Source organism: Bacteroidia bacterium (assembly GCA_019695265.1).
Classification (GTDB): Bacteria; Bacteroidota; Bacteroidia; order JAIBAJ01; family JAIBAJ01; genus JAIBAJ01.
This window is the reverse complement of sequence record JAIBAJ010000015.1, coordinates 23,328-48,480: the sequence shown is the minus strand read 5'-3', so window position 1 is coordinate 48,480 and position 25,153 is coordinate 23,328. Positions and strand designations below refer to the sequence as shown.

18 protein-coding genes and 1 tRNA gene are annotated in these 25,153 nt (G+C 39.3%); 12 read left to right on the top strand and 7 right to left on the bottom strand.

The window, feature by feature from the left end:
• The 4 genes from K1X82_04225 to K1X82_04210 all read left to right on the top strand — a co-directional run.
• Positions 1-1,647 (top strand): TonB-dependent receptor (locus K1X82_04225; GenBank protein MBX7181298.1); only part of this gene is annotated, 1,647 nt, incomplete at its 5' end.
• Positions 1,648-1,744: 97 nt separating this feature from the next.
• Positions 1,745-3,040 carry a 4-hydroxybutyrate CoA-transferase gene (locus K1X82_04220; GenBank protein ID MBX7181297.1) on the top strand — a complete coding sequence of 432 codons (1,296 nt, stop codon included), beginning with the start codon at positions 1,745-1,747 and terminating at the stop codon, positions 3,038-3,040.
• Between the two features lie 2 nt (positions 3,041-3,042).
• Positions 3,043-3,447, top strand: a complete 405-nt coding sequence (locus tag K1X82_04215; GenBank protein MBX7181296.1) for a hypothetical protein — start codon at positions 3,043-3,045, stop codon at positions 3,445-3,447.
• A gap of 329 nt (positions 3,448-3,776) precedes the next feature.
• Positions 3,777-4,955, top strand: a complete 1,179-nt coding sequence (locus K1X82_04210) for a sterol desaturase family protein (GenBank protein MBX7181295.1) — start codon at positions 3,777-3,779, stop codon at positions 4,953-4,955.
• Between the two features lie 15 nt (positions 4,956-4,970).
• Here K1X82_04210 and K1X82_04205 read toward each other — a convergent pair whose 3' ends face one another.
• The 4 genes from K1X82_04205 to K1X82_04190 form a co-directional block, all read right to left on the bottom strand.
• The gene (locus K1X82_04205) at positions 4,971-5,915 is read right to left on the bottom strand and encodes an esterase (protein MBX7181294.1); all 945 of its coding nucleotides are present in this window, start codon (positions 5,913-5,915) and stop codon (positions 4,971-4,973) included.
• A 148-nt stretch (positions 5,916-6,063) separates the two neighbouring features.
• The gene (locus K1X82_04200; protein MBX7181293.1) at positions 6,064-6,627 is read right to left on the bottom strand and encodes a hypothetical protein; all 564 of its coding nucleotides are present in this window, start codon (positions 6,625-6,627) and stop codon (positions 6,064-6,066) included.
• Positions 6,628-6,677: 50 nt separating this feature from the next.
• Entirely contained in the window at positions 6,678-7,742 is a 1,065-nt protein-coding gene (locus K1X82_04195; GenBank protein ID MBX7181292.1) for a hypothetical protein, read from the bottom strand.
• Positions 7,743-8,142: 400 nt separating this feature from the next.
• Positions 8,143-14,226, bottom strand: coding sequence for a hypothetical protein (locus tag K1X82_04190; GenBank protein MBX7181291.1), 6,084 nt, complete (start codon positions 14,224-14,226; stop codon positions 8,143-8,145).
• A 553-nt stretch (positions 14,227-14,779) separates the two neighbouring features.
• Between K1X82_04190 and K1X82_04185 the strand changes: the two genes are divergently transcribed.
• The 4 genes from K1X82_04185 (at position 14,780) to K1X82_04170 (ending at position 17,656) form a co-directional block, all read left to right on the top strand.
• On the top strand, positions 14,780-15,310 hold the full coding sequence (locus K1X82_04185) for a DUF177 domain-containing protein (GenBank protein ID MBX7181290.1): 531 nt from the start codon (positions 14,780-14,782) through the stop codon (positions 15,308-15,310).
• A gap of 27 nt (positions 15,311-15,337) precedes the next feature.
• Positions 15,338-15,523 carry a 50S ribosomal protein L32 gene (rpmF, locus tag K1X82_04180; protein ID MBX7181289.1) on the top strand — a complete coding sequence of 62 codons (186 nt, stop codon included), beginning with the start codon at positions 15,338-15,340 and terminating at the stop codon, positions 15,521-15,523.
• Between the two features lie 133 nt (positions 15,524-15,656).
• Complete coding sequence (locus tag K1X82_04175) at positions 15,657-16,646, top strand: ketoacyl-ACP synthase III (protein ID MBX7181288.1); 990 nt, start codon at positions 15,657-15,659, stop codon at positions 16,644-16,646.
• 197 nt (positions 16,647-16,843) lie between these two features.
• Positions 16,844-17,656, top strand: coding sequence for a methyltransferase domain-containing protein (locus K1X82_04170; GenBank protein MBX7181287.1), 813 nt, complete (start codon positions 16,844-16,846; stop codon positions 17,654-17,656).
• A gap of 6 nt (positions 17,657-17,662) precedes the next feature.
• On the opposite strand, the gene K1X82_04165 is transcribed toward K1X82_04170, so the two are convergent.
• Together K1X82_04165 and K1X82_04160 are read right to left on the bottom strand one after the other, a co-directional pair.
• Complete coding sequence (locus K1X82_04165) at positions 17,663-18,154, bottom strand: DUF2141 domain-containing protein (protein MBX7181286.1); 492 nt, start codon at positions 18,152-18,154, stop codon at positions 17,663-17,665.
• A gap of 277 nt (positions 18,155-18,431) precedes the next feature.
• Complete coding sequence (locus K1X82_04160; protein MBX7181285.1) at positions 18,432-19,340, bottom strand: LysR family transcriptional regulator; 909 nt, start codon at positions 19,338-19,340, stop codon at positions 18,432-18,434.
• Positions 19,341-19,419: 79 nt separating this feature from the next.
• On the opposite strand from K1X82_04160, the gene K1X82_04155 reads away from it, so the two are divergent.
• From K1X82_04155 to K1X82_04145, 3 genes are all read left to right on the top strand, one after another.
• Entirely contained in the window at positions 19,420-20,856 is a 1,437-nt protein-coding gene (locus K1X82_04155; GenBank protein ID MBX7181284.1) for an NADP-dependent isocitrate dehydrogenase, read from the top strand.
• 182 nt (positions 20,857-21,038) lie between these two features.
• The gene (locus tag K1X82_04150; GenBank protein MBX7181283.1) at positions 21,039-21,902 is read left to right on the top strand and encodes a hypothetical protein; all 864 of its coding nucleotides are present in this window, start codon (positions 21,039-21,041) and stop codon (positions 21,900-21,902) included.
• A 6-nt stretch (positions 21,903-21,908) separates the two neighbouring features.
• Complete coding sequence (locus tag K1X82_04145) at positions 21,909-22,874, top strand: sodium-dependent bicarbonate transport family permease (protein MBX7181282.1); 966 nt, start codon at positions 21,909-21,911, stop codon at positions 22,872-22,874.
• Between the two features lie 38 nt (positions 22,875-22,912).
• On the opposite strand, the gene K1X82_04140 is transcribed toward K1X82_04145, so the two are convergent.
• Positions 22,913-24,448, bottom strand: coding sequence for a GWxTD domain-containing protein (locus K1X82_04140; protein ID MBX7181281.1), 1,536 nt, complete (start codon positions 24,446-24,448; stop codon positions 22,913-22,915).
• Between the two features lie 224 nt (positions 24,449-24,672).
• On the opposite strand from K1X82_04140, the gene K1X82_04135 reads away from it, so the two are divergent.
• Positions 24,673-24,760 (top strand) — tRNA-Ser (locus tag K1X82_04135).
• Positions 24,761-25,153: the final 393 nt, after the last annotated feature.

The following is a 25,153-nucleotide window of genomic DNA, read 5'->3' as shown; positions in this document are numbered from 1 at the left end:
GAAGGTCCAATGGGTAAAAAAACCAACTTTATTGTTTCGGCACGAAAATCATACCTCGACTTTTTATTCAAACTAATCGATCTACCCATTCGACCTAATTTTTACGATTTCCAATACAAGGTAGTTCATAAATTCAATGAAAAAACAACCCTAACAGCCATAGGCTTGGGCGCCATCGACAACTTTTCTTTTGGTGCAACCCGGGAATCGAGCCCTGAAAATGAATATTTGCGCCGTTCATTACCTATAATTAAACAATGGAATTATACCACCGGTTTTGTTTTAAAGCGACTCATCAACAAAGGTTACCTGCAAGTGGCGGTTAGCAGAAATATGTTCAATAACGATATTGACCGTTTTGAAGATGCTCAATATGGAGATGAAACCAAACGCAACTTCAAACTTCGCTCCCAGGAAATTGAGAACAAACTCAGAATTGACGTTAACAAATACATCAATGGTTGGAAGATTTCGTACGGAATTATGGGTCAATATGTTAAATACAACACCCAACTCTTTAACAAAGTAACCAACACCATTACCGACTCTTTAGGCAATGTCATTTTCCCTGGATTAACGGTCAACATCAGTTCAGCGATCGACTTTTTTAAGTATGGAGCATTTGGACAAGTTTCAAAAGAGCTTTTTAACAATAAGTTGCTTACCTCGTTTGGCTTGCGAACCGATATGAATTCGTTTATGAAAGATGGCAGTAACCCACTTAAAACCTTGTCACCCCGACTTTCTTTTGCCTACCATATCACCCCCAAATGGGATCTTACAGCATCGGTTGGATTGTACTATAAAATCCCAACCTACACCACCCTAGGCTACCGCGATGCAAACAATGAATTGGTTAATCGTTCCATGAAATACATCAGGTCTATGCATTATGTTTTGGGAACACAATTTTTGCCCAATGAAAGTTTGCGCTTTACATTGGAAGGCTTTTTCAAACAATATAGCGATTACCCTGTTTCTGTGGCCAATGGCTATTCTTTGGCTAACCTTGGAAGCGATTTTGGCAGCATTGGCAGCGAACGTATTCAAAGTTCAGGTTTGGGTGAAACTTATGGATTTGAATTTTTTGTTCAACAAAAACTGGTTAAACGGCTTTTCTATGTCTTTAGCTACACTTTTGTAAGAAGCAAATATTCCGGATTGGATGGCAAACTTATTGCCTCTGCCTGGGATAACAAACACTTGGTCTCTACCACTTTGGGAATTAAATTGGGTAAAGGTTGGCAAATTGGTTTAAAATACCGTTTTGCAGGAGGAACTCCTTACACTCCATTTGACATGACTGCCTCACAGCGAAACTTTGTATTGTTAGGAACAGGAATTTTGGACTACACACAACTTAATACCCAACGTCTGAAATACTTTAGCCAGTTGGATTTAAGGGTAGATAAAATGTTCAATTTCAAGAAATTCAGCATGGATTTGTTTTTAGACTTCCAAAATGTAATGATGACTGCACAGCAATCTCCGCCCTATTACACTTTCAAACGTACTGCTGACAATTCAGGATTTGAAACTACCGACGGAAATCCATTAAAAGCGGATGGTTCTAACGGGATTCCGGTGCTATTGGAAAATTTCAGCAAAAACATTGTTCCTACCATCGGTTTAATTATCGAATTCTAAGCAAAAGTTGCGTATAATCAGTCGTAATTCTGATTGTACTCATTTGGTTAATTAGGGTCAACAACAACCTTTGCATCGGTTGTTTTGACCCTAACTAATGAAAACACCTAGTGATTTTGTATCAAGCCAGGAAGCCCTTCAACTGATTCAATCCGGTCAAAGGGTATTTATCCATGGAAGTGCCGCAACTCCGGTACATTTGTTAAAGGAGTTGATATCTCAAAAAAACCGATTAAATCAGGTTGAGCTAGTAAGCATTTCCTTGCAAGGAATAGATTTAAACGATGTTTCACTCGAAGGTCATTTCTTGATGAATTCCTTATTTGTTTCAGATAGTAACCGTAAGGCTGTTAACGAAGGACGAGGCGATTATATCCCTGTTTTTTTAAGCGAAATCCCCTTGCTGTTTAACCGAGGAATTTTACCCTTGGATGTAGCCATCATCCATGTTTCCCCACCCGATTCGCATGGATATTGCTCCTTGGGCACCTCGGTAGATATTGCTCGTTCAGCCGTAAATAACGCAAAAAAAATCATAGCACAAATAAATCCCCATATGCCTCGAACCCATGGCGACACCTTGGTTCCTTTCGAGAAAATTGATGCAGCAGTTTGGGTGGATGAACCTTTACCACAAATCAGCTATGCGCATTGTGCAACCGATATCACCGATAAAATTGGAAAGCGAGTGGCCGAATTGGTCGAAGATGGGGCCACCTTGCAATTGGGAATTGGTACCATTCCGGATTCGGTAGTAAAAAACCTGGGATCTCATAAAAACCTTGGGCTTCATACCGAAATGTTCTCCGACGGGGTTATTCCCTTGATAAAAACAGGGGTCATCAATAACTCCTTAAAGAAAAAATCAAGAGGCTATTGTGTAACCGGTTTTATGATGGGAACCAACCAATTGTACGAATTTGTAAATGATAACCCTATCGTATTGGCCTTGGACATTGCCTATGTTAACGACCCCCGAATTATCTGTCTTAATCCGAAAGTTACCGCCATCAACAGTGCCATTGAAATTGACTTAACCGGACAGGTTTGCTCTGATTCCATTGGCACTTACCAATATTCGGGTATTGGCGGACAAATGGATTTTATACGTGGAGCTGCCTTATCGGATGGAGGCAAACCTATAATTGCCATTCCTTCCACCACCAACAAAGGATTGTCGCGCATTGTGCCCAATTTGAATGAAGGTGCCGGAGTAGTTACCACCCGCGGACATATTCATTGGGTTGTAACAGAATACGGATCTGTTAACTTGTTCGGTATGAACCTCGAACAACGGTCCAGAGCCTTAATTTCTATAGCTCATCCCCAACATCAGGAGTCATTGGAAAAAGCCTTTTTTAAACGATTTAAACATTTATATAAACCTTTATAGTCATGGAAAATTCAACTAGAACTTACCTTCATTTATACCAGGAATTGGGCAAACTATTTTACGGAATTGCTGCATCAGATCGGCATGTACGAAGCGAAGAAGTCAAAAAACTTCGCCAGGTTGTAAGAGACGAATGGGTACCTTTTGAGAAACATACCGATGAATTTGGCACCGATTCGGCCTTTCAAATAGAAATTGTTTTCGACTGGATGGAAGCCAATCAAATTGATTCGGAAGATATTCTAAGCGATTTTCAGGACTATTTACATGAACATTCCAAATTAATTGATGCAGGAATGCGCAAACATATCTATGATACATCTCTAAAAATTGCCGAGGCCTTTGAAGGAAAAAACAAAGCCGAATCGGTGTATTTGAAACAGCTTAAGCGAATTTTATCGCATTAAGTAAGGCACTTGTTTTAGCTTTAAATCAATTTTATTTTTAATGTTTTGGCGGGCCCCCTCCCGCCCAAAATATTCCTGGTCAACCAATAACCATGCAAGGCGGTCGGGTCAGGCTTTCGGCGCTAGTCCTCGTCCAACTCGGCTAGCGCCTTCGTTGTCCTGTGGGCTAGACTGCCTCTATCCTTGCCCGAGGCACTCCGACCTTCCAATAGTAAGCATTCAAGCTTCCATATTCCAAGCTACCAGCATTACAAACTAAAATTCAGACTGGATGAACTTTCCAATTTCATGCTACTAAAGGCAATTCCCACTTACATTAGCCAACTTTTATGCAAGGAAATGAACACCTGTTGATTTTTGAAAAAACCTATCCTTACCTGATAGGAATTTTACTTGCATCCCTGGTTCTGAATGCCTTGGCCCACCGAAAATCCAATTGGAAACTTAACCTAAGCAACTCCTTCACCAACCTAAGTCAATTATTTACCGAACAGCTTTTTAAAGAGGTTTTGCTCAAATCGCTGTTGTTTTCCGGATACGGATTGGTTTACCATTATTTCCATCTTTTCGAATTTAAAAATCAGTGGTACCATTGGTTGGTGGCATTTTTATTAATTGACTTTATTGGGTATTGTGAGCATTATGCAGCTCATCGAGTAAACCTACTTTGGGCCATCCATGAAATGCATCACCAAGCAGAAGAAATGAATATGACCGTAACCCCCAGAAATCACTGGTTGGATGGTTTCATTAAATCTAAGTTTAACCTACCGCTTGCCTTGCTTGGAATTTCTCCGGAAATGCTTTTAATAATTTCCCTGGTTTCTGCATTTTACACCCTGTTAATTCATACTGAAGTCATACGAAATTTCGGGCCATTGAATTTAATACTGGCAGCTCCCGACCACCACCGGGTGCACCATGGCAAAAACCCGCAATACCTCGACAAAAATTTTGGAATTGTCTTAATTGTTTGGGATCGGTTGTTTGGCACCTTTCAACCCGAGAACGAAAAGGTAGTTTATGGAATTACCGCCACGCGTAACCGGAGCAACTTAATTTACCTCAATACGGCACGTTTTATGGAACTTTGGAAAGAAAGTACCAACCAAAAAGGCTTAAGAAACAAGGTAAAGTGGTGGTTTGCACCTCCCCAAGGAGCAGGTGTAAAAGTATCAACCGCTTCTACAAATCAAACCCGGGTAATATCCGGCCATTTCTATTACACCATGTTTCAGTTCATTCACCTGATTGGGTGGAGTTCCCTATTTTTTCAAATCGATTTAAACTTGGCAAAATCACTTAACTGGCTCGTGGGTCTTAGTCTGTTTGCGGGATTTTGCAATCAAGGTTTTCCAAGATTTTTGGGTTGGAAATGGATAGAATGGTTGAGGCTTTCCGCTTCATTGGCATTAGCATGGGCAATTCCTTACCCATATAATTGGATGCTGGCCCTACCCTGTTTCTTTTCCATTATTTGGATGTATCAATTGGAAGAGCGGAAGTAATTCAACCCTATTCCCTTAATTGGCTTTTGCCATTAAAAAGCGAAGTACTCCGTTTAATCTAGACTTCCAGGCTTTTTCGTCGTGCGCTTGTCCGGGGCAATACCGTGTTAACCAATTGGCAGAAGTATAACCCTTTTGTTTAACAATTTCATCTACCTGACGTTGGAAAGGCGGATAGTAGGCGTCTAGTGTTTGATCGCCGCAATCGAAATAAATTTTATGGTTAGCCGGGTTTGGAAGGTGATTTTGAAGGTATGAAAAGAAAGCCTTGGGTAAAGGATTGAACTCCATGGTATGTCCACCGGGCCAATGCGTAGAGATACAAGCTGCACCACCGAAAATTTCCGGATATTGACAAAGGGCATACATGGAAATTAATCCCCCCATCGAACTTCCTGCAATAAAAGTATGTGCCGGATCTTTGTAAACCGGATATCGGGAGGTAATGTAAGGATACAATTCCTGAGAAATGAATTTTAAGAAGTTATCTGAATTTGGCTTAAATCCATTTGGAGCCAAATTGGTGCGTTTAAATTGAGCTTGCACCGAATCTTTTTCTATCTGGTTGAGGGATTCATAAGGAAGTTGGGGAAAGTAGTTGGCTCTGCGAGTTTGCCACTGACTATAAATGGCAACAATAATAACCGGTGAAATAGAATCCTCATTTATGAGACGACCGGTAGTTTCATCTACATCCCAGCATTGATGGTTCCAGGTTTCAGTAGAGTCGAAAAGCATTTGTCCATCCAACATAAAAAGCAAACTATGTTGATCGTTCGGATTAAAGTAAGGAGGAAGCCAAACATCGAATTGTTGTGAATCCAGGTATGCCGAGGGAAAAGATAAAACCCGCTCCAATTGTCCTTCCGCTAACAACGGTTGGGAATTGGCAATTTTTATCCAGGCGAAAAGAACAAAAAACAAAATTACCTTCCTGATTTGTAGTTTTCCAAACTGCATGAACAAAAGTATCAATTTTATCAGCAAGGTTCAATTATACTGTTTGCAAATCTGTAGCAGAATGAAATTCAAGAACTACCGAAAAAGCAGAAACAAGTAATGAAGCAGGTAGGCTTTTAAGAACTGAGCCAATCCTAAGCCCAAAAGGTTAAAATGTCAATGAATAAAACAATTCCGGAGAAAGGTCATCGCAAGCATAATTGTCCTTGTTTCTTAAAATCATAACAACGATTCTGGCCTTTCCTTTCTTTTCCATGATGACCACATTTCCATCGGTAAATTCCTGCGCGAAATCTTTTTTAAATTGATAATCATCGTATTGTGTACTACCAAATGTAGTTAGCCAATCAGCTTTATTGGTAAGATCGCCCTCGCTGGGTTGTAGTTTAACAAAACTCTCATGTGCTTCGAAAAGTTGGAGACAAATTTTAGATTTTGCATCTGCCAGGAATGCAGTTAAATCTTTTCCGGGAGGTAGAATAAGGTAGCGGATTTCACAATATTTTCCTTCGTAAGCTGATTTAAGATGTACAGCAAAATCGTATGGCATAACTGAGTTGGATAATACCGGCACGGTTTCCCAACCATAAGGATAGGTGAAGTGCAATCCATACTTGGCAATTTTATCAGAAAAAGATTTAGGCAGAGGGTGTTGGCTGAAAGAAAACAGCGGTGCTATTAATCCAAACAGCAGCGGGAAAAGTTTCTTCATTTGTGAGGGAATGAAGATTGTAACGGAATTTAAACCAATTGGTTATCTATTTATTTCCAATCAACCAGATTCCCGGATGAAATCATTTGAAACACTTCATGTGCATAAACTTCATGTGCCCTTTGATTGGGGTGAAGTGGATCCAAAGGAGAACAATTATAGTCTGGATTGGAGATATCAATGGAGGTAGTTGAAAACCGAATATTATTTTCAATCAATACTTTTCTGATATAATCAGGAGGCTCGGTCATGCAATAAAAAAACAGGTGAATTCCATTTTGCTTACAAAGTCTGTCAATGTCCTTTACAAGAGAAACCATAGCCTTTTGATGTCTGGCATTCTTGCTGCGGTCGATCAGTGAGTTGTAGGTAGAATTAAGCAGATGAATTATTGCAGATTTTGACCTAAGCGGAAAATCCTGAGGCCAGTCGGCATAGGGTAAATATTTAATTTGGAGCCTTCCGGTTTCATCATCTACGTCTGCGTAAGGATAAACAAAATTGGTATTTCCGGTAGAATGTTGCAATGCCCAACCAAACCTATTAATCCATTCTCTTTTTAATACACTACGTTCATCATGAAAGGAAGCATAATTGAAAACCGCTACAGAAGGCTTAGTAAACTCAGATTTCAAATCTTGCTGAAGTCTTAAATACATTTGAGTTAAGCCATAACCGGGTACTGCTTGATTTACTACAATTGAGTTTGACAATTTAGATTGAAGGAAATACGGATAATTGGTGGTATCAGAAACAGAAAAGCCATACGTGTAAGAACAGCCATACAGATGCACCCGACTCGATTTGTCGCAGTTCTGAATTTTCTTTAGGCCTATTGTTCGGTTCATGGTTCCGTTGTTGGAAGAAAACACATAGCTGCCTTTGATATAAAAATGGTATTGCCCATTTCTTACCCGAAAACCAAAATTGGAATCAGGCTCAAAAAAACTATCCGGTTTTACCCGAGGGATTAATTCCTTCTCACCGAAGTGGGCCGGATGGAAATTTAACAGACGTAAGGAAATTTCAATAACCAGGAAAGAAAACATAAGCACTCCGGTTATAGCTGCCAATTTCCTTACCAATAGAGGAAATTGGTAAGAAATAGATTTCATTTATATTTTCAAAGGGTAACCAAAAATATAATTTTATCGAATACAAATAAAAATTAATCTATATTATTTAATATTTAATAAAAACAAATAACCATTTTATCGAATAAAAACAAAAGCTAAGTAATTGAAATTCCAAACTTTAGGCAGAAGACAAAACTCAGATAACAGGTTGGTATTCTTTCTTTCACTTAACTCAAAGTCGGTTCAAGAAAAGAAGGTGGGATCAAGAGCTACTTTTAGTTCGAAGCACCCGGGGCAGGGATAGAGCCAAGTACCCCACAGGAGCCCGCGGCGCTAGCCAAGGGCGACAAGGAGTACAGGCGATAGCCCGGTCTTTTTGCCCTTCAACACTTCGAGATTAGCACAAATGGAGTGGCAAAAAGAGCCCCCCAAAATAAAACTAATCTACCGTAACCCTCACCCCTGCGCTGTGGCTGCTAAACTCCGGTGCATACATGCATTCTATGGTCGTAATTCCATTGCTAAACCCACCTGATTGCTGCACAGAAAGCGGATATTCAAACACATATTTCCCCTTTTGCAGGTAGTGAATAAAAAAATCAGTACTTAAATCTTTGGTACTCTGATAATAGTACAAACCATCCTGAAAATGTCCTTCACTTAATGTTTGTGTAGGTTCAAAACCAGCGGCCCTCATATCGCTCAGGCGTACATACTCCATGGGGCGGTCCACCGAAATTTCGATACGAACCACCACCTTGTCACCTTTATGCAACTTAAAACCGGGAGAAAGTTTCACCAAAACCGGACCTTTATCGGTAGTTTGCTCCACATACAACTCTTTATTAATAGAAAGCGAGGTATTTGCCTTTGTAATTTTATCCATCTGTTCGAAATAAGTCCAGTACAATCCACCCCATGAAACTGTTTTGGAACCCGGATTTTGAACACTTACTTTACCCATTTCATTGCTCACTTGCTCAGCCTTCCATTCTTTTGAAAAATAGCCGGTACCAGCTTCGACCGACAAGTTTTTATCTGTAGCAGGTATATTTTTTTGTTTACCCACCGAAAGTTCAACCTTGGTTTCTGTTCCCAACTCGGTTCCTCCGGAAATGAGCAAGGCATAACAGGCATCGGCAGTAGCTTTGGAAGATTCCCAATGATTGGTTTGTTTGTTCTTCAACAACCATTTGCAAAGCTCACTCACCGCAACCTGATTATTGGCGGCTTTGAAAACTTCCACCATTAGTGCATTGGCTTCTATTGGCGCATCGTACCAATAACCGGCATTATTGTTTTTCCAATACATACCTAGATCGGACTTTTTAATGGCCGTTTCTTCTAAACTTTTAACCATATCTGCAAACTTGCCATTTTGTCCACGATGAAACTCCAGCATGGCAGCCAATCCTTTGGAATAATAATCATATTCGGTCCAGAATTTTTCTATTTGGTTGATAAAAAACCGGTGGGCTTCGTGGTCGTTTCCAACAAACTGGGTGGAAGAAAACAAGCTTCGAACATAGAGGTAATGAAGTTGAATTTCATTGGTTCGGTAATTCTTCCAATCTTTGTTTTCCTTTTTCAACCAGGAGTAATCTTTTATTAACTCCTGATCCAAATATACAAAACCTCGGGTTAAGATTTCGGTTACTTGGGCATTTTCTGTTGGATTTAATGCCTTTAATTGCTGCAAATGGGCCAGACCTTCCAAAATATGTTGAGTCATATAACGATCCACCGGCATTCCGGGAAACCAAGTAAATCCGCCTTGAGCGGTTTGCATTTCAGCTAATTTTTGAAGGCTGGCTGCTTGTTCGGCCTCCAAATTTCTGATATCAAAAAGTTGGGCAACCCTACGTTTTTGTTCTGTTTCATTTAAAGCGTTTCTAAGCCAAGGAGTTGTTTGTGCCAATTCTCCCAAAGCCTTTTCCAATTGGGCCGGTGCATTTCCCCATTGATCAAAAACAGCCTTTATTTTTGGGTTAGAATTAGCCACATTAGCAGCTATGGTATTGGCATAATAACGGTTAAACACTTGTTCTGAACATTCCTTTTCGCCTTCCATTAAATACGGCAAACATTGAATGGCCAGCCAGGCAGGATTGGAGGTAAATTCCAGCTTTAGAGATTGAGTGGTTAAGGTATTTGAATTGTTGTTTTCGAGCTTTTCAAGATGAAAAATTTTACTTTCACCGGGATTGATTTCCAGGGCTAAACTTTCGGTTACCAGCATGCGATTGGGAACAACCGGTAAAGTCATTCTTTCGGCATCCGAATAATCTCCGGCCTGAGCTGCAATGGTTAATTCCAATGCTCGAACTGAAGCAGGAATGATTAATTTCCACCAGGCCAAACCCTGAGTTTTAGAAGTAAAATTTGCCGGACTACTTTGACGGATTACCTTCAGGTTAAGGTTTTCCCCTGTAAGCGGATTAACCACTTGCAGGGAGGCCATTACCGGCTGGTTGGGCAGCTCTTGCAACAAATTAATTTTGGTACTGATTAAAATGGTATCCCCTTCCCTAAAAAACCTTGGCCAGTTAGGAGTTACCATCAAGGATTTACGGGTCACAGCTTCTTTTACCAATGGAGCAAACCTAAGGTCTTTGGTAGTGGCAAAGGCCAAAAATTTCCATTTTGTTAGCGCTTCCGGGGCGGAAAACTCAACCAAAACTTCCCCATTCTCATTGGTTCGAAGCTGTGGCAAGAAAAAAGCCGTTTCATTTAAATTGGCTCTTAGTCCTGGCATTCCAGACGCTTTATTCTGCCCGGACTGCTCATCCGGTTTGGACTCTTCAGCTGTGGAAGGTGGCGATTCCATAAAATTACCACCAACAAATCCATTTGCACCATCCCCGTCAGCAACAGCGGCAGCCAAGGTCTCTTCTGCTTCCTTTTTCGACTTTCTTCCCGAAGCTTTTCCGGTTGATTTGGTTCTTACTTCGGAGTCATTTAGCATTCGAAATGCTTGATACCGTCGTTCGCCATAATAGGAAAACCCAAACCAATTCAAATTCCAATATTGACGAGAACGAACCCGAATGTTATCCTGGGCCTTTTTGTAGCTGATGATAGTGGAATTAGAATTACCAAATTCAACCCAATTCCGATCCGAAAGAAATACATAATTAGTCAGACTGTTTGGATTAAAACTCCAGTCATGCTTCCTGAATTGATCCAAAGATGCGTCATACATACTTGCAAGCAATTCTGACTCCATCGGTTTTCCATTAGAATCGACCAGTTTAAGCTTCCACTTTTCAGGCTTTCCGGGTTCCATCACATCCCTCATACTCTCTACCAAAATGCGCATTTCTTTGGATTCGGCAACAATTTGAGGACTCAATTTAACCTGTAGCTTTCGGTTCCCCCAAAATCCACTTAAAACCACATCCACTTCCTTACCCCATTCCGGTTTAAGAGGAATTTCTTTTATTTGAAACTTTTGGGCAACCCCGGTCATCCATTGCTGCATCACAATGGATTGGGAATGATCCTTTCTATTTCCAACAAAGACTTCCAATAATACAGGCATTCCTAAAAAATGCCCCCATTCCATTTGCAAATTCTCTCCGGGTTTAAGCTCTTCCTTCAAAAGTCTGGCCTGTAAAACATCTTTTGAATTTGGACTAGGTTTTGAACCGGAAAACAATTCAACAAACTGATTCAATTTGACCGTATCCCCATTGGCAGCCCCGGTAATTTCTATCCATACAAGTTGTTGTCCATCCCAATTTTTTACAGGAATCAAACTATCCTTTAACGTATTAAAATTCAACGTTTGTAACAACTTCTTTGGAAACAAGTCCCGATTTTCCTCATTTGAATATGCGTATTCGGGGAAGAATTTATGAAACTCTTGCTCATTCAAAGTAAATCGATCCGGTTGTGACCAGAATCTTTTTTGAAAGGCCTTATCCGGAACTGTAACCGAATAAATCTTCACCTGTCCATTAACGGATTTGACCGATTTACCAGCCGAATTTTTAGCTTGAATGTAAAATTGTTTCAGAGTATCAAGATCAACTTCTTGTCCAAGAGAGGTTTGAATCTGAAAAGGTTTGGCACCTACCAGAATGGAATATGAACAGGTATGTGATTCTCCGGAAGGGTCGGTAACCGTGGCGTCAAATGAGAAATTGTACAAATCGCTTTCCAGTGAATTGGCTGGAGGAGTAAGAACCAGGTTCAACTTCACTTTCCCTTGGGCATCTGTCACAAAACCCGGATGAGCCAATACATCCGTTTTTTGGTTTCGGCCTCCATACCAATACCAAACCATTTGTTTACTGCGCGAAACAGTTACTTCAACTCTTGCATTTTCAACCGGCAATCCCGTAAAAGTTTTTGCTTCTAATTCCAGGGAGAAAGAATCTCCTAGCTTAAAACCGTTAAGGGGTGGAATAAAATTGGCTTCAAACTTCGGCCTTTTGTATTCTTCAACAGAAAATGAAACCTCACCGGAACCGGTATACAAGCGATATTCACCATTTAATTTCCCTTTGGGCAAAACAAAAGAACCATGAAAAGTCCCAAATTCATTGCTGGTCAAGGTCAAAGATGAAACATCCTGAAAGTTAGCATCCTTTAAAAACACTGCCACCTGCTTATTCACCAACGGGCGAGATTCATCGATTGTTTGTCTGTAAAAAATACCTTTGAAAAATACGGTTTGTCCGGGACGATAAATAGATCGATCGGTAAATAAACTCACCATGTTTTGATCCAGCACTTGCTCTTGCTCTTTAGAAAAATAAACCTGCTGATTGGACCAATACACTTCGATTCCCTTGCTAATTTTCACCGATAAGTTGTAAATATTGGCATTTCCTTCCAAAATCGCCACCCCATCTTTATCGGTTGTTTTTGCATCTATCAAAACTTGCTTGTTTTTACCCGAACTGTAGTTATACTCGGTATTGTAAATCTCCACTTTTGCTCCTTCCATAGCTTCTCCTGTCAACCGGTTTACTACAACAAAAGATATACGTTCACCAGACAAATCAGCAGTTGAATATGCTAAGGAGGTACACCAAAATGAATTAGCCTGTATTTCTTCTCCATTTTTAAATGCCTGGTTTCTAGACACCAACAATACATAGGCTCCGGCCGTTAAGGAAGGAAGAACGCATTCTGTAGAATGGCTCACCAAATCCTGTTCACCCCCAAATGTCCAGCTTAGTTCCTTATAAACAGGAAATTGCAACAAGGTTTTCTTTAAATCGTTGGAGTAATAACCTCCGGCATTCATTATTTCCTTTTGGTTAGAGGCCGGTATTTGTACCAAACGACCATATACAGTGGATGGCTTTCCATTCAAATCCAAATTTTTGTAAGTAAACTTAATCAGACCTGACCTCCCCGGCATTTGGATCTCTTCCACCTGATAGGATATTGAAGGAGCTTCCAAATCTTTAAGCAACAACTGACAGTATGGAGAATAAAAGGCTTGTGGAAATTTTTGCAAAGCTGTTAAACAAAGTTTTCTAGCCTTAAGCAAGGATTCTGAATCCTCCTCTCCTTGCTGAACCCCTCTTTTGCTGTAGAATGGTTGGGAATTTACGCGATACGATTGTGCCAATAAATAGGAAATTTCAGCAAAAACAGGTTCCTCCGCATACCTAACAAGCATTTCTGTCAAAGCCTTTTCGTAAAGCAACTTTGATTTTGGATTTTGATTGAAACGGGCATTTAACCAATTTAACCTTCTCAAATCAACATCCACAAATGAATTCAAAGAATTTTGATGCAACTCCAGCCATTGAAAATGTAAGGCCAGCGCTTGAAGAAAGGCAGAACTTGTATCCGAAGGAAATCGTTTTTGCTCCAGCAATACATAGCCGGGAACAAAACACTTTTCTAAATAATCCAAAAGGCCGGACTCATTCATATTCTCCAAACCATTAAAATGTTCACCCAAAAAGGTGGTATATCGCATTGCCAAAACATCATAAAGTGTTGACGCTAAAGCCTTTGAATTCTCTTCTTGGGTTAAAATCAACTGATAATTTTCGGCCTTGGTCTGAAAAAGAAATTTTGGATTAACCAATGATTGGCGATAATAAAATGCGCTTTGATCCAGTAAGGATTGGTAATCCCAACTTGAAAAATCCGGATTTTCCCTGATTTGAACTTTAGTTCTCCCTTGAAACTGCCATTGATTGGCGGTGGCATACATGGAATAAAACTCAGCTAAATAACTAAGGGTCAACTGCTTTTGCGGTTCAGGCATCCCCTTTACTTCCTGCTCAATGCTACGAATTTGAGTAACCAGGCTATCGTCGTAAATGTCTTGTGAAAACTTCAACCAATGCAAACTAGCCTTGAGGTATTCCAACTGATTTTTTTCACGGACGGCTTTGGATCGAATCTGGCGCACCCGTTGAAGGGCCGATTCCGGCAATCCTTTTTTATCGAGACTATCTATTGATTTCCAATACGTTGAATAGTTCTGTGAAAAAGAAACTGAAGAAAAGAGGAGTCCGGCGATCAGACTAAAAACATGCGATACTTTCATTCCTGCTGGTAAATTTCAATAGAGATGTAAAGGAAAGGTAAAATCCACAAATCAGGCCAAATTTTCAATATGAATTTACATTTTGCCGTGTAGAAACATGCATTCCAGTTTAGAGTTCTTAATTTTCGGGATTTGGCGGGCCCCCTTCCGCCCAAACCGGTCGATGCCATTTTTCAAAGTTTCAGCAATGGGCGTTCGGGTCACGCTTTCGCCTGTAGTCCTCGTCGTTGGCTGTGCCGAATGGGTTCGGCCAGCCAACTCCTGTGGGCTACTTGTCTCAATCGTTGCCCGGGGTGCAAACCCAAACTACCATTCTTCGACCCAGGTTTTAATTCGGTTTGTAATAACTTCTTGAAGAGCAAAAACATAGGACTATATTCGTCAGGAAAGATAGGTATCACCGGCAGTTTGAATCGGAAAGAATTAAACCTTTCGGTAAAAAAAAGTGCTGTTTTAAGAACGGCACATTTTAAATTTTCAACTGAATGGGCATTTCCTGCTTGTGGAATAAATTTTTTTAATACCTTTGCACCCCTTTTTAAGGTAGTTTGACATGAAGCTGACGGATGAGTTTTCCATTCAATACTCGGGATTAGGTTTAGGAACCCATGAATTTGATTGGAAAATCACAGATAAGTTCTTTGAAGAATTAGAATTCTCCGAAATCAAAAAAGGAGAAGTTGATGTCCATATAGTCTTGGAAAAACGTCCAAGTTTTATGGAATTACACTTCGAAATTGATGGGGAAATCGAACTGGAGTGCGACCGCTGTTCGGTTGAATTTGGCTATGAGATTTCATCTGATGAACGTTTGATAGTTAAATTTGAAGAGGACGGTGGTGAAAATGAAAGTGAAGAAGTAATTGTTTTAGGTAAAAATGATTATCAACTTGATTTATCGCACCATTTGTATGAATTCATTGCAGTTCAGGTACCCATTCGTAAAGTAGGATGTGAACTAAACAACGATGATAGTTTATGTGACCAAAATGTTTTAAAATTATTAGACAATTTGGCTCCTAAAACAGAAGAAAAAACCAGTGATCCGCGCTGGGATAAACTTAGCGGACTAGAATTGAACTAATTGTAAACTGTTTAAATATTTACTGAAATGCCAAATCCAAAGCATAAGATCTCCAAAACCCGTAGAGATAAAAGAAGGACTCACTACAAAGCTGTAGCTCCAACCTTGGCTACTTGTCCAACTACCGGCGAAGTTCACCTTTTTCACCGCGCGCACTGGTACGAAGGAAAATTGTACTACAAAGGACGCGTTGTAATGGAAAAAACGGCATAATCCGTTTCCTTGAACCTTTTTTAGCAAGCTTTCATCAATTGATGTGATTCAGTTTCACCAGGTTTGCTGTATGCCTTATTAACAAAATATGTATTTGCCGGAAGGATTTTCCTTTCGGCTTTTTTTGTTTCCCATGAATAAAATAACCGCCGCAATTACCGGAATTTCAGCCTATGTTCCTGAATATGTTCTAACCAACGAGGAATTGGAAAAAATGGTTGATACCACCGACGAATGGATTCAATCTCGTACCGGAATTAGAGAACGCCGAATTTTGAAAGGCGAAGGAATGGGGTCTTCAGAAATGGCTGTGCATGCAGTAAATAAGTTGCTGGAAAAAACCAATACCAAACCGGATGAAGTTGAACTTTTGATTTGTGCTACCGTAACACCCGACATGCAATTCCCTGCTACTGCCAATATCATTGCAGATAAATGTGGAATTAAAAACGGATTTAGTTACGATATTTCTGCCGCTTGCTCCGGTTTTATGTTCAGCTTGGTAACAGCATCTAAATTTATTGAATCAGGACAATACAAAAAAGTAATTGTAGTTGGGGTAGACAAAATGTCAAGCATCATTAACTACGAAGATCGGGCAACCTGCGTTATTTTTGGAGATGGCGGTGGTGCAGTAATGCTTGAACCCAATACCGAAGGATTTGGAATCGTAGATAACATCCTTCGAACCGATGGTAGCGGCCGTTTCTTCCTCAATCAAAAAGCAGGTGGCAGCGCCTATCCGGCAAGCCTTGAAACCGTCACCAATAAAGAACATTACGTGCATCAAGAAGGACAAACCGTTTTCAAATTTGCAGTTACCAACATGGCAGATGTTGCAGCACAAATCATGGAACGCAACCAACTCAGTGCCGACGATGTGGCATGGTTGGTACCTCACCAGGCTAATAAACGAATTATTGATGCTACAGCTAACCGCATGGGACTTAGCGAAGAAAAAGTCATTGTGAACATTCACAAATATGGAAATACCACCAACGGCACCATTCCAATTTGTCTTTGGGAATGGGAAAACAGGTTTAAAAAAGGAGATAATCTTATTTTAGCAGCTTTTGGCGGTGGCTTTACCTGGGGAAGTATCTATTTAAAGTGGGCCTACTAATCAGATGTAGGTATTTTTACTGCCCACTAATTAGTTCGCCTTAACAGCCTCTTTCCTTAGACCAATCAAAGAAAACCAAAAACAAAAACCACTTTTTACCCGATTCACAACCCTTGAATTTTAAAAGTTTCTCACTTTTACTCCTTTTTTAATCGAAGTATTCACCTTATTTTTGCAACTCAAACCTGAGGCCAGTTGTGAATACACCCGTATATTCCAAGGATATTTTCTATTTTAAACAGTTTGCCATCAAGCAGGACAAATGCCCTTTGCGAGTTGGTACCGATGCTGTTTTATTAGGTTCCTGGTCCAATTTTAATGGTGCTGAAAGAATACTGGATATTGGTTGTGGAACCGGTGTAATCAGTTTAATGCTAGCACAACGCCATTCAGCCTTTATCAAAGGAGTAGATATCAATCCAATCGTTCTGGAACAAGCTCAGGAAAATTATTCCAATAGTCCGTGGGGAGAAAGATTAAGATCTAGGCATATCTCTGTTCAGGAGTTAAGTTTAACAGGTCAGAAATTTGATGGCATTGCTTGCAACCCTCCTTTCTTCACCGGATGTTTACATTCCTCCCAAAAGGACAAAGCAATTGCCCGTCACTCTGATTTGGTATTGCCTTTAGATGAACTTTTTTTATCGGTTAATAATCTCCTTTCTTGTCAAGGTAAATTTAGTTTAATCCTTCCATCTGAATTATTTGAAAGAGCTGTTAAAGAAGGAAGAAAAAACGATTTATATCTAACCAGATTGACCTGGGTAAAAACCTTGGTTTGTAAACCGGCAAAACGGATTCTAATGGAGTTTTCAAAAGAAGAAAGTCCATTGGTAGAAGATGAAATTTCTATACAGCAAATTTCACCAGGTCAATTTTCACCAGAATATCAGAAACTTATTGGGAACTATTTTCTCGATAAAGAAGAACGAGTGGCATTAGTTGAAGGAAAAAAACCCTGCCCCCAGTCATTGAATCCTTCCCAATCTGCCCAAACCACCGTTTCTTAGTTCATTCTAATAGAATACCAAATCAACAACCTGAGTTACCTTACTCTTGGAAGGAATGTTGAATTTTGCTTTATCATAACTCGGTGGACCAAATGATCCCATGGCGTTATTTGAAAAACAGAATCCCTCTTTAGGAATGCCTAAAAAATTCTGATCCAGGTTTTGATTATTGTTCTCATCATGAAAAACAGCAAAAGCATAATCGCCTGATGGAATGCTATCAAATGTTACCTCCGTCGGATTACCTGAAACAGAAACGAAAGAGGAACGATATATTTGATCCGGGTTGTTAAAAGATGAACCGGTGTTATATAAAGCAATATTCACCTTTCCATTCGTATTCTTAAATCCCTTTATTTGAACCACCAAACTGGAGGTATCAGCTCTTTCATTGAATTCAGGAGCGGGCTGGATTTCATCAGATGGCTTTTTGCAAGCTGTTTGAAAAAGCCAAAGGGAAGCAATGGCTATTAAAATAATTGTTGAATTTATTCTCATGGTATATTGGTTCAAGCCTAAACTTGAAGTATTAGTTAAACAAACAGAACAGTCGTTCCGGTGGTTTAATGAGAATAAATGAGTATTGGGTGGGTGAAAATCTTTCGATTTCCGGCACAAAGGTGGAAATAAAATCAAAGAAACTAAATTCCTTATTCCTAACTAGTGTTAAAATTGGGCATTTCCATCCAAATAAAGAGGTATCCATTTTGCAGTATATAAAAAGATTGCATTAAAAAGCAATTGATTTAAGCCCTTCCCGGAATTGATTAGCCAATTATTGAAACCGCTCTTTCATAATAATATCCTTATTTTGATTCAAGAATTCAATATAAGCACGAGCAACAGGTGATAATTTTTTCTCGGCCAACCAAATTAAACTCCAATTGGTCAAAATAGGTAAACCGGAAATTGGTATAATCTTTAACAAGCCTAACTCAAACTCCCTTTTTATTCCAATTAACGGCATTATCGAATACCCCAATCCTGCCATAATAGCCTGCTTCACAGCCTCATTGGAAGTAAGTTCCAATCGTTTAATCGGATTTATTTGGTGATTGGATAGAAATCGTTCCATTACCTGCCTGGTCCCTGAACCTTGTTCCCGAAAAATCAAGGGAATCTTCTCCAAAACTGAAAAATCTTTCCCCTCCAAATCAACCGCATTCACCGCAGGACCAACCAGGAATAATCTGTTTTCCAATAACTCAATCTTCTCCAATTTTATATGGTTTGGCAGAATAGAAACCAAGGCAAAATCAATTTCATTTAGCTCTAGGCTTCTTAAAACTAAATTCTTATTGGTAACTTCCATTTGTAAGGTTACCCCCGGGTGAGAATTAACAAAAGAAGTAAGAAAATAAGGCATCACATATTTACCGGTTGAAACCACCGAAAATTTTAATTTTCCAACCAAAACTTCCCTAAAAGCCAAAGTCTTTTGCTCTATTTCAGTAACCTCTGCCAATATGCGGTAGGCAGATTGGGCTACCTCCTTTCCAAATTCAGTAACAAACACTTTTCTTCCAATTACCTCAATTAACGGAATTTCAAACTGTTCCTGAAAATTCTTCAATTGTATCGATACAGCAGGTTGAGTCAAATGCAGAAGCTCAGCAGCTTTGGTTATGCTGCCAGTTTCAGTAATGGTTTTAAAAACCTTAAGTTGATTAAGGGTGTAATTCATAAAAATTATTTATATAAAATATAACAAATATAAATAAATACTAATAATAAACCATAGCACCTTTGCAAAAATAATTCACATGAAAACGATAACGATTGCCAAAGGGGATGGAATTGGACCTGAGATTATGAATGCAACCCTGTCCATTTTAGAAGCGGCAGGAGCCAATCTCAAATACGAAGAAATTGAGGTAGGAGAAAAAGTTTATTTAGATGGAAACCTCTCCGGTATTAGTCAGGACTCATGGGAAACAATTCGAAAAAATAAAATTTTCCTGAAAGGACCGATTACCACGCCACAAGGAGGAGGTTATAAAAGTTTAAATGTATCAACCAGGAAATTTTTAGGCCTATTTGCCAATGTAAGACCCTGCTTTAGCCTTCATCCATTTGTTGAGACCAAGCATCAACAGATGGATTTAGTTATCATTCGTGAAAATGAAGAAGACCTGTATGCAGGAATAGAACACCAACAAACAGATGAAGTAGTGCAATGTTTAAAACTCATTTCCAGACCGGGCTGTGAGAAGATAATTCGTTACGCATTTGAATATGCCAGAATAAACAAAAGAAAAAAAGTAAGTTGTTTTACCAAGGACAACATCATGAAGCAAACCGATGGTTTATTTCACTCGGTATTCAATGAAGTTGCCAAGGATTACCCTACCATAGAAAACGAACATTGGATAATTGATATAGGTGCAGCATTAATGGCCGATACACCTGAAAAATTTGATGTAATCGTAATGCCTAACCTCTATGGAGATATACTTTCCGACGTTGCTGCTCAAATTACAGGATCCGTTGGACTTGCTGGTTCAGCCAATATTGGTGAAGAGTGTGCCATGTTCGAAGCCATTCATGGATCCGCGCCCGATATAGCAGGAAAAAACCTGGCAAATCCCTCCGGATTAATTCAAGGCGCAGTGCTCATGTTAACCCATCTAGGCGAACATAAAACGGCGGAAAAAATTCAAAATGCCTGGCTCAAAACCATTGAAGAAGGTATACATACTAAGGACATTTTCAAACCGGGAGTTAGTAAAAAACTAGTTGGAACAATTGAATTCACCCATGCACTTATCGACAACCTAGGAAAAATACCAAACAAACTAAAACCTGTTGAATTCTCTGTTCAAGACACCTTACAAATCCATAAGTATCAACGCTCTAAGCCCAAGAACAAGCAACTTGAAGGTGTAGATATTTTTATACAATGGAGAGGAATGGATCCGAATGAGTTAGCCAAACTAGCCGGAAACATCACCAACGAACATGTTAGTTTATCGATGATTACAAACCGAGGAATTAAAGTTTGGCCAAATGGATTTAAAGAAACATTCTGCACCGACCATTGGAGATGTCGATTTAAATCTAAAAATGCCAATAAGTTAAACAATAAAGACCTTATTCATCTTTTACAAAATGCTTATGAAAACAATTTGGATGTCATTAAAACTGAAAATTTATACAGTTTTGATGGGAAACCGGCTTATTCGTTGGGACAAGGCCAATAATTTAACCGATTGGTGGGAAGATCTATCTAACCAAATTTTATTTCCAGTCCTTTTTGCCATTGGTTTATGCGCTTTATGCCTAAGCTTCCTAACAAAAGAAACTGACAATCAATTGTTTGGGAGTTTAGGATTGATTAGCTTGCTTCTAGCCAATAGTTTCCTTAAACTCAATCAGGAATAGCATGGCTCAAATTATGTCTGCCAGGCAACTTTTTGAAGGTAGAAAGGCCTTGCTTACTTCCAAACATTGCAAAGAAAAAGTAATAGCTCCCTTGGCCAAAGAATCACTGGGCATTCTGGTTGAAGTCAACAATGAGGTAGATACTGACATTTTTGGAAACTTTTCAGGTGAGATTGAACGAAAAAACTCACCCAAAAATACAGTTGTGGAAAAATGCAAATTTGGACTAAATCGGGGAAACCATGATTTAGGTTTTGCAAGTGAAGGATCTTTTGGACCACATCCCATAATACCCTTTGTTCCATGCAATGAAGAATTGGTTTGTTTAATTGATTTAAAAAACAATTGGACCTTTGTTGGAAGTTCCCTTACGTTGGAAACCAATTTCCATGGACAGTATCTGAGCACACTGGAAGAACTGGAAAAATTTGCCGATAGAATTACCTTTCCTTCTCATGCTATTATATTGAGAATAGCAGAAAAGGAAGTTAAGGAAATTGTTAAAGGAATTCAAGACCATCAAAGTCTATCAGATAACTTTATTCGTTTAAAATCCAGATATGGAAAGGTTTGGGCAGAAACCGATATGCGGGCCCACCTAAATCCGACCAGGATGAAGAATATAGGTTTAGCAACCCAGAACCTAATTTCCAAAATAAACTCCCTTTGTCCGTATTGCCAAACCCCCGGATTTGAAGTTAGTTCCATTCAAAAAGGCCTACCCTGTTCAATTTGTCAATGGCCGAGCGAATTTGCTATTTCTCATTTATACCAATGTAAAACCTGCGGAAATTCTAAAACCATACTGTACCCTAATGGCAAGGAAAATATTGATCCTATGTATTGCCAAAACTGTAACCCATAAATTAAAATGAATTTTCAACTGCTTAGCGACAACTTAACCAATCCTGCCCTATTATTTTTTGTATTAGGTATTATTGCTGTTTACCTCAGGAGCGATTTGGAAATCCCTTCCAATTCATCCAAATTCATTTCTATTTACTTACTTTTCTCCATTGGTTTTAAAGGAGGACAGGAATTATCACATGAGACCATAGACCGGGAAATTTTATATTGTTTCATTCTAGGACTTTCCTCTTCCATACTTATACCCTATTACACATTTTATCTTCTTAAAACTAAGCTTAAGCTACACGATGCCGGAGCAATTGCGGCTTCTTATGGCTCGGTAAGTGCAGTAACATTTGTAACTGCTTCCGCTTACCTGGAAGGACTTGGACAACATTTAGAAGGACATATGGTTGCTGTAATGGCCTTAATGGAATCACCTGCAATTATTGTTGGGTTATTAATGGTTTCTCTTTATTCCAAGCAAGAGAATGAAGTAAACAATAACAAGAGCAAAACATTGTCACACGCTATGACCAATGGTTCTGTTTTGCTTATTATTGGTAGTTTGCTAATTGGGTTCATTACCACCACCAAGCATGCGGAAGGCATAAAACCATTCACCAATGATATTTTTAAAGGATTTCTGGCTATTTTTTTACTTGATATGGGAATTATGAGTGGCAGGAAGTTAAACTCTATGTTTTCCTATGGTAGCTTTCCTTTGCTTTTCGCTTTAATTATTCCATTGCTAAATGGATGCTTGATGGCCTATTTGGCCAATTATTTTGTTGAATCGATTGCCAATAGGTTTATTTTAGCGGTATTAGCAGCAAGTGCATCTTATATAGCTGTTCCGGCAGCCATGAAAATTGCCAACCCAAAAGCAGATCCGGGATTATACTTACCGATGCCTTTGGCTTTGACGTTTCCGATGAATATTACCTTAGGATTTCCGATTTATTACTCCATTGCCACCTACTTCTAATTTAGTAGTTGTATTCAACTATATAAGAACTACAACTTTTAGCGAGGATTATTAAATAAATCGTTGGCACTAGAACCGAATCGACTATTTATTCCACTTCCTTGTTCATCGATTGGTTGAGTATAATCCAGGTTGCGGCTTTGATCGCTTCTGGCATTTAGGCGCATTTGCCAGCGTTGATCATAAATTTCACCAATGGCTGTGGAATGCAACAATTTATAATCATTGGTAGAACGATCTTGAGCATAAAATACAAACTTTTTATTGGATTGCTGTTTGGTAGTTGCTGTATTAGGAATTTGGTAATAATGCCAAATTTCATAAGGATAGGAGTTCGGCTCAAACCTCCGGATATCCATGGTATTGGGAGCACCATATTGCAAATAAACCCTTCCTCTATCGGTATCATAACCTCGTTGTATTTGAGTACTATAATTTTTCACCACTACTCTAACACGCTCAAAGTAATCAGCCCAAGCTTTATCCGGATTTTGCTTATCGCGAGATTCCCAAAACGCCAACATATAGTGTTTCATTAGCTCTAAATTACCCAAATTCAATTGATTGCGCTGAAACAATTGTTCCATGTTGGTAGAAATTGGATAAAGGGATTTGATACAATCAGCCAGTAGAGAAACATTGGTAAACGTATCGACAAAACTTTGGGAAATATTAGAAGTGGTATAGTCGAAATTACCGGCAATTTCTTGAAAATCGGAATTGAGGGATTTTACAGCAGGATTGCTTCGTTGGAAAAAGGTTGATTTGGCAGCCAAAATTTCATTCTTCACATTTTTAACTTGTATAACCAAATTGTAATTTCCGGAACCTAAATTTTGGATATCTACCTCTTTGCACAACATATTTACTTCTTTAATTTCTTGTCTTGAAAAACCGGAAAAGCCTTCTACTACGCTTTTAGAATCTGCGTTTTCGATAAAGAATTGGAATACAATATTTTTATCGGGAAGAGAAAGTAAAGCTTCATTGAACATGGCTTCCACATAGAAGGTCAAGGTTGAAATAGTTTTAGGGTAGAAAGCTCCGGTAAATGGTATTATATCGTATCCACTTTTGGTAAGTTTAGTTGCGCCGGTGGTCGGTTTCATGCTTTCAACAAGCAGAATATCACTCAAGAAAGTTTCCTGTCTATTTTGCTCTATTTGAATAGTTTGTTTGGTTTTAAGAGTGTCTTTTGGATTATGGAGGTCAGAAATAAATAATTGAGCCTCATATTCTCCATTTTTCAGCGGAATTCGTCTAACATCCAAGACCATGTAAGGATAAATTGAATCCTTGGTTTTAGGTGCCATCAAGGTGTATTTATCGGCAAAAACAAATTGATTTGTTTTTTTATTTAAGATAAGCATACCAATACCTGCTCCTCTAGAAAAGGATGAATCAGGCTGAGAAATGGAAACCAGGGATCCAGCATCGATAGATAAAATGGTTTCCAGGTAGGTGCCAGTTTTAGGTGCTGCAAATTGCAGAAAATTGGCTTCTGCATAAATTTGAGCATTAACTCCAATTGGAAGAGCCAAGATTATGAGGCTTTTTAGCAGTTTTGAAAACATAGGGTAAAGGTAGTTTATTTACCTAAAATAGTTGGACCAAATCCTGAAATAAATTGCAGTTCTATGGCATCTTATCTACCTCTTTTGTTGTTGCACCCAGGATGAACTAGCCAAAATAGAGAATACAAAAAAACATAACGCATTGTTTTCCAATAATTTAATCCAAAATAAAAAAAGTAGCTCTGAATGTTTGTTGGAAAGGCTTTTCTTCTACTTTTGCCCCCGGAGAGATGGCAGAGCGGTCTAATGCGGCGGTCTTGAAAACCGTTGTGCCGAAAGGTACCGGGGGTTCGAATCCCTCTCTCTCCGCCAAACAAAAAAACCAGCCCCTAGGGTTGGTTTTTTTATTTCCAACCCGAACCAAGCCCGCCAGGGATTGAGTGAGGAGTGGAAATAAAAAAAACCAAGCGAGGTCACGAGCGGTTTTTTTGTTTGATGCCCCCCAACCAGGGTTCACGTAAGTAATCCCTCTCTCTCCGCCAAACAAAATAAACCAGCCCGGAGGGTTGGTTTTTTTATTTCCAACCCGAACCAAGCCCGCCAGGGATTGAGTGAGGAGTGGAAATAAAAAAACCAAGCGAGGTCACGAGCGTTTTTTTTGTTTGATGCCCCCCAACCAGGGTTCACGTTAGTAATCCCTCTCTCTCCGCCAAACAAAAAAAACCAGCCCGGAGGGTTGGTTTTTTTATTTCCAACCCGAACCAA

What these genes read in the sequence shown, in the direction of transcription:
- K1X82_04220 (MBX7181297.1), top strand. Translation starts at nt 1,745, where the DNA reads ATGAAAACACCTAGTGATTTTGTATCAAGCCAGGAAGCCCTTCAACTG.
- K1X82_04215 (MBX7181296.1), top strand. Translation starts at nt 3,043, where the DNA reads ATGGAAAATTCAACTAGAACTTACCTTCATTTATACCAGGAATTGGGC.
- K1X82_04210 (MBX7181295.1), top strand. Translation starts at nt 3,777, where the DNA reads ATGCAAGGAAATGAACACCTGTTGATTTTTGAAAAAACCTATCCTTAC.
- K1X82_04205 (MBX7181294.1), bottom strand. Translation starts at nt 5,915, where the DNA reads ATGCAGTTTGGAAAACTACAAATCAGGAAGGTAATTTTGTTTTTTGTT.
- K1X82_04200 (MBX7181293.1), bottom strand. Translation starts at nt 6,627, where the DNA reads ATGAAGAAACTTTTCCCGCTGCTGTTTGGATTAATAGCACCGCTGTTT.
- K1X82_04195 (MBX7181292.1), bottom strand. Translation starts at nt 7,742, where the DNA reads ATGAAATCTATTTCTTACCAATTTCCTCTATTGGTAAGGAAATTGGCA.
- K1X82_04190 (MBX7181291.1), bottom strand. Translation starts at nt 14,226, where the DNA reads ATGAAAGTATCGCATGTTTTTAGTCTGATCGCCGGACTCCTCTTTTCT.
- K1X82_04185 (MBX7181290.1), top strand. Translation starts at nt 14,780, where the DNA reads ATGAAGCTGACGGATGAGTTTTCCATTCAATACTCGGGATTAGGTTTA.
- rpmF (MBX7181289.1), top strand. Translation starts at nt 15,338, where the DNA reads ATGCCAAATCCAAAGCATAAGATCTCCAAAACCCGTAGAGATAAAAGA.
- K1X82_04175 (MBX7181288.1), top strand. Translation starts at nt 15,657, where the DNA reads ATGAATAAAATAACCGCCGCAATTACCGGAATTTCAGCCTATGTTCCT.
- K1X82_04165 (MBX7181286.1), bottom strand. Translation starts at nt 18,154, where the DNA reads ATGAGAATAAATTCAACAATTATTTTAATAGCCATTGCTTCCCTTTGG.
- K1X82_04160 (MBX7181285.1), bottom strand. Translation starts at nt 19,340, where the DNA reads ATGAATTACACCCTTAATCAACTTAAGGTTTTTAAAACCATTACTGAA.
- K1X82_04155 (MBX7181284.1), top strand. Translation starts at nt 19,420, where the DNA reads ATGAAAACGATAACGATTGCCAAAGGGGATGGAATTGGACCTGAGATT.
- K1X82_04150 (MBX7181283.1), top strand. Translation starts at nt 21,039, where the DNA reads ATGGCTCAAATTATGTCTGCCAGGCAACTTTTTGAAGGTAGAAAGGCC.
- K1X82_04145 (MBX7181282.1), top strand. Translation starts at nt 21,909, where the DNA reads ATGAATTTTCAACTGCTTAGCGACAACTTAACCAATCCTGCCCTATTA.
- K1X82_04140 (MBX7181281.1), bottom strand. Translation starts at nt 24,448, where the DNA reads ATGTTTTCAAAACTGCTAAAAAGCCTCATAATCTTGGCTCTTCCAATT.